The organism is Clostridium sp. CTA-17 (assembly GCF_054767895.1).
In genome coordinates, this window is record NZ_BAAABF010000020.1 from 1 (window position 1) to 5,329 (window position 5,329).

The window sequence follows — 5,329 nt, forward strand, 5'->3', positions numbered from 1 at the left end:
CTCGACTTGCATGTGTTAAGCACGCCGCCAGCGTTCATCCTGAGCCAGGATCAAACTCTCAATTTAAAAGTTTAATCTATACTCATATTACTTATAAAAGAATTGCTGGTTTATGTTAATATCTTCTGTTTAATTTTCAAAGACCATTTTTTCATCGCCCTCAAGCGACTTTCTTAGTTTAACATCACTTTAAAACTTTGTCAACAACTTTTTTTAAAACTTTTAATTTGTTTTGTTGAGTTGTTTGTGTGTCTCTCAGCGACGAGATTTATCTTACCATGATATTAATTCTATTCACTATTTATTAACATTAAAAATTCTAAATTATAATTATAATTCTTTTATTTTCATCTATTTTCTTATTAATTCTTATATTGATACACCTGGATTAGTATATTTAGTTGTTATTTACATTCTAATATAATATATTCAAAATAATTCCAAAATATAGTACAAACTAATATACTAATAAATTTAAAAATACTATTTTTTATTTATGTAACATTAATTTAATCACTTATTTAAGATAATAAAAATATAAGCTACTAATAAAAAAATACTAGTAGCTTTATATTCATCCCTATTAAATTTTGTGTTTTAAAATAATTATGTTTATAAAAAATTATTTCACACCTAACTTTTCCATTATTATTAAAGCAGTGTCTTCTATAGCTCTTTGAGTTACATCTATAGTTCTGCACCCTATTTTTCTAAGTATCTTATCTGCAAATTCAAACTCCTCTAATATTCTTGAATCAGAAGCATACTCTATATCTGCTGATATTCTATGAAACTTATCTAATCTTCTTTTTCTTATTTCTATAAGTTGAAGTGGATTTATTGTAAGTCCAAATATTTTCTTTTTATCAATTTCATATAATTCTTCTGGTACACCTACCTCTGGAACTAGTGGAATATTTATTGCCTTTATTCCCTTGTTAGCAAGATACATACATAGTGGAGTTTTAGATGTTCTAGATAATCCAACAAGAACTACATCAGCATTTTTTAATCCTCTATAGTCTTTGCTATCATCATACTGCATAGCAAATTCCATAGCTTCTATCCTCTTATAATAAGTTTCATCAGTATTCCACATAGCACCTGGATTATAATCTGGATACTTATTTAATATTGTTGAAGCTACATTTATTATTGGACCTAATACATTTATTATATTTATATTTTTCTCAATACATTTTTGTGTTAGATACTCTCTAACATTAACAGTTATTATTGTAGATACAATCATACATGCTTCACAATCCTCAATGGTTTTCATTAAATCCTCTACATCTTCTAAGCTTTTAACATAAGGAATTCTTTTAACTTCAGCATTATCCTTAAACTGACTAGCAGCAGCCATAGCCACCTGCTGTGCTGTTTCTCCTATGGAATCTGAAACTGCAAAAATTGTTAACATAAAAATTACTCCTCTCTTTTCATCTAAAAACAACTCTACTATTATTGTTGTTTTTTTAATGTAATTTACTCTCTTTTCCCTTTTAGTTTTTATATTTTATAGCTACTAGAGCTTTTAAACCATGGATTTAAATTAATTCTCATAGTTACTATTTTATATAAATAAACTATTTAATCTTTAAAATACTATTTATTTTTTAGCAACTATTAGAAGATGTTCTGTTGAGTCTCTAAATCTTTCATCTTCACATTTTTCAGTTGCAACCTTTAATAAATTAAAGTATATTTCCTTGTCCTCTAAATAATATTTAGTCATATAAAAAGCTTGTCCACTTAAAAAGCTTTCAGCCCCTGCTCTACTTAATATATTAAAACCTACCTCATTAACCTCAGAAATAGCCTTTTCTGGAACAGTAAAATATGTTTCAGTAAAAGATTCTTCCTCACTAAATCCTTTTTCATCAAATAAGTCATATATCTTATTTATATCTTTATACTCTTGTGGGAAGTCTGAAAGACCTACCTTTAATACCCCTAAAGAATTTATATAAGCTATTAATATAATCCCACCTGGTTTTAATATTCTCATACAATTTTCTAATATTCTAATTCTATCTTCTTTTGATTGAACATGATACATAGGACCCATAAGAAGTATTCCATCAAAGGTATTATCTTTTATAAAGTCTAAATATAAAGCATCTCCACAAATATAATCCTTTGCTTTTAATCCCATACTTTCTATATTATTTTTTGCCATATCTATAGATTTTTCTGACAAATCCATTAAACTGACTTCATATCCTCTTTTTAATAGCTCTATTGAATATCTTCCTGGTCCTGAGCCTATATCTAATATTTTTCCTTCCTGAGGAAAATACTCTTTTATCATGTACATAGTACTAAATAATTCTAATCTATTATATGGATCATTTAATCTAAGCCATTCATTCTTACTATTTTTATTATAGTACTCTCTTATAATATCTGTCATAAAACACCTCGTCATTTATTATGTGTGATAATTTATATATTCTTTTAAAATTCTATATATCCTCTTTAATTGTAATAATTAACTATGTTAAAATTGATTTAGTTTAATTAATGACACTATTATAGACTAAAGTTATAGATATCTCTTTAATATTTATAAAAGTTATTGTTATTTTAATTAAATATTCTAATGGTATATCTTATAGGGAGGTAATAATGAATAAAAAGAAATGGGTAACTATAGGGATACTGCCTATAATGTGGTTGATTTATTTCTTATTTGAGTTTTTAACTGGAAGAATTGAAAAGAATTCTGAAACTCTTATGATGTTGTTTTTAATAATTCCTTTTGCATTAGTAGGATATCTCGTATATGTTTTAGTAAATAAATATAAAGATGGATTTAGCAAAAAAACATTACTATGGATATTTATGATTCTAATGATTTTAGATCAAGGAATAAAATTTATTATACATAAATGGTTTTTCAATGATCATTTTAATATTATAGGTAATTTTTTAACCTTCCAACCAATTATAAATACAGATGGCTCTTGGCTAAATGTTCGCTTTGGAACTGGATTAGACTTTGGATTCCTTATAATATTAAATTTAATAGCATTAATAATATTCTTTGAATGTTATAGATATTATGTCCATAATGGCCATAAAGATTTTAATGCAGATATGTGTATAGTGTTTATAATGGCTGGTGCTTTATGCTCTTTAATAGATAAGGTTTTTTATGGTGGAAGCTTAGACTTCATAGGTATAAGCAATTTATTTATAGCTGATTTTAAAGATATATATATAAATTTAGCTATTTTATTTTTCATCCTATGTATATACTTCAATGATTATTGGAAAGATGATAGCACTAGTACCTTAAAAGATGATCTTGCTTCAGTAAAAAGATTCCTTATTTTTGCTAAAAATGATTTACTAGTAAATATATTAAAACTTAAGAAATAGTATATTTGTAAGATATCACAAATTTAATCTAATTATCCATTTATAATGGACAAAGCCTCTTATTGTGATATATTAAAGGTGTAGAGAATTTAATATATTAATTGAGAGGAGAGTAGCTATGCTAGTAAGATGTATAGATAATTCATTATGCTCAAGCCTAACTTTTGGTAAAGAGTATGTTGTAATTGAAGAAGGCGATAAATACTATGTTGTAGTTGATGATAGAAACAAGGAAATTACAACTAAAAAGCAAAGATTTGAAGTTATCGAAGATAGTGATTTAGCTAAAAAGGCCAAAGCTACTATAAATGAACTTAACTTCCAAATTAACAATGAATTTAAAGATATCAAAGATTTTAAGGTTAGAACTAACTCTAAAGGAGAAATCAAAGAAGTTATCATTAAATTTAAATACGAATAAGCTATTTACAATTCACACTTTAAATATAAAAGAGATATTATGTTTTAAACATAATATCTCTTTTTTAATATGTATTAAGATTTCTTCTTACCTTTAATAACAGGATTGTTAGTTGTCTTGGCAGGCACTTCAGGTTTAACAACACCATTAAAGAATTGAACCCATTTATCTTCATTCTCAAGAACAACATTATTATCTATATCTAAAGTTTTAAAATTCTTAATCCAGTCAGGAGAATATTTTATTGCTACAGGTAATGTAGGCATTATATTAAATTTCTGAGCTAGTTCTAATTGAATCTTTGGCCCAGCTACAAACTCCATAAATAGTTCTGAAGCATTTGGATTAGGAGCTGATTTTAATATACCTGCACATTCAGTTATAACAGGTACACCCTCTTGAAAATCAATTCTTGTTATATTAGCATTATCTTTAATTTTTTTATTTAAAACATCTAAAGGTAAAATTCCTATTGGAGTTTCTTTAGTATCTAAAACTGTAAATAATTCATCGTAATTATTAAAAAATGTAGACACATTTAATTTTAAACCTTGTAAGAAAGTATTTCCTATATTATCATCATTATTTGCTTCTTTACTTAAATAAGAAGCTGTAGCAGATATAAAATACTTTGTATAATAATTGTTAGAATTTACCATTAATAATTTATTAGCTAAATTCCCATTTTTTAAATCAGATAAACTCTTTGGTACAAGATTTGCTGCTAAGTTAGCTTTATTATAAGCAACTACCATAGGGTTTCTAAATATTGAATACCAATATCCATCTTTATCTCTATAATTATCATCTACATCACTATACCAACTTGTTTTATATCCTTTAAGAATATTATCTGAAGCCATTTTTTTATATAATTCATTATCTCCACCTAAGATAATATCAGTATTTGTATTTTTAAAATCATCTTCTTTTATTTCATCTTTCACTTCATATTTAACTGATATTCCAGTTTCTTTTTTAAATTCTTCAGCTATATAACTATTAACTTCATCAGGATATTTACTTGTTACTACTACTGTACCCTCTAAAGTATTTTCTTTTGATCCACCACAAGATACCATTGAAAATGAAAATACTAAAAGCAAACCTAATGATAATATTTTCTTTATTCCTTTCATTACTCTCCTCCCAAATACTATAAAAATATAATTAAAACTCTTTTTTATATTCTTAACTAACTTAAGTATAAATTATTTTACCACTAATTTATATAATATATTTTTATATACAAAAAAAACCTCTCTTATTAGAGAGGTTTTTGGTGATCTGCCAGGGAATCGAACCCTGGACACCGTGATTAAAAGTCACGTGCTCTACCGACTGAGCTAGCAAATCATAAGACCTGGCGACAACCTACTCTCCCACACAGTCTCCCGTGCAGTACCATCGGCTTCTAAAGGCTTAACCGTCGTGTTCGGAATGGGAACGGGTGTTACCCTAAAGAACATCATCACCAGATGTTTGAAAGTTTTTGTTCTTTCAAAATTGCACATATTTAAT

5 protein-coding genes, 1 tRNA gene and 2 rRNA genes are annotated in these 5,329 nt (G+C 26.4%); 2 read left to right on the top strand and 6 right to left on the bottom strand.

Annotation, left to right across the window (positions count from 1 at the left end; translation table 11 throughout):
• The 3 genes from ACYUCG_RS15045 to ACYUCG_RS15055 form a co-directional block, all read right to left on the bottom strand.
• A 16S ribosomal RNA gene (locus ACYUCG_RS15045) occupies nt 1–66 on the bottom strand; the annotation flags it as partial.
• Between the two features lie 556 nt (nt 67–622).
• Nucleotides 623–1,423 (bottom strand): pyruvate, water dikinase regulatory protein, encoded by an 801-nt coding sequence (locus tag ACYUCG_RS15050; RefSeq protein ID WP_003466672.1) that lies wholly within the window; start codon nt 1,421–1,423, stop codon nt 623–625.
• 189 nt (nt 1,424–1,612) lie between these two features.
• Nucleotides 1,613–2,416 (bottom strand): class I SAM-dependent methyltransferase, encoded by an 804-nt coding sequence (locus ACYUCG_RS15055; RefSeq protein ID WP_003476349.1) that lies wholly within the window; start codon nt 2,414–2,416, stop codon nt 1,613–1,615.
• A gap of 215 nt (nt 2,417–2,631) precedes the next feature.
• On the opposite strand from ACYUCG_RS15055, the gene ACYUCG_RS15060 reads away from it, so the two are divergent.
• Nucleotides 2,632–3,387: a signal peptidase II gene (locus tag ACYUCG_RS15060; protein WP_139934330.1), complete on the top strand. Its 756-nt coding sequence runs from the start codon at nt 2,632–2,634 to the stop codon at nt 3,385–3,387.
• Nucleotides 3,388–3,505: 118 nt separating this feature from the next.
• Nucleotides 3,506–3,808 carry a hypothetical protein gene (locus tag ACYUCG_RS15065; protein ID WP_003448492.1) on the top strand — a complete coding sequence of 101 codons (303 nt, stop codon included), beginning with the start codon at nt 3,506–3,508 and terminating at the stop codon, nt 3,806–3,808.
• A 74-nt stretch (nt 3,809–3,882) separates the two neighbouring features.
• Here the strand turns inward: ACYUCG_RS15065 and ACYUCG_RS15070 are convergent, their stop codons facing one another.
• The 3 genes from ACYUCG_RS15070 to rrf form a co-directional block, all read right to left on the bottom strand.
• A complete protein-coding gene (locus ACYUCG_RS15070; RefSeq protein WP_283703768.1) occupies nt 3,883–4,947 on the bottom strand; it encodes an extracellular solute-binding protein in 1,065 nt (354 codons plus the stop codon).
• Between the two features lie 141 nt (nt 4,948–5,088).
• A tRNA-Lys gene (locus ACYUCG_RS15075) sits at nt 5,089–5,164 on the bottom strand.
• 5 nt (nt 5,165–5,169) lie between these two features.
• Nucleotides 5,170–5,287: ribosomal RNA gene (gene rrf, locus ACYUCG_RS15080) — 5S ribosomal RNA — on the bottom strand.
• Nucleotides 5,288–5,329: the final 42 nt, after the last annotated feature.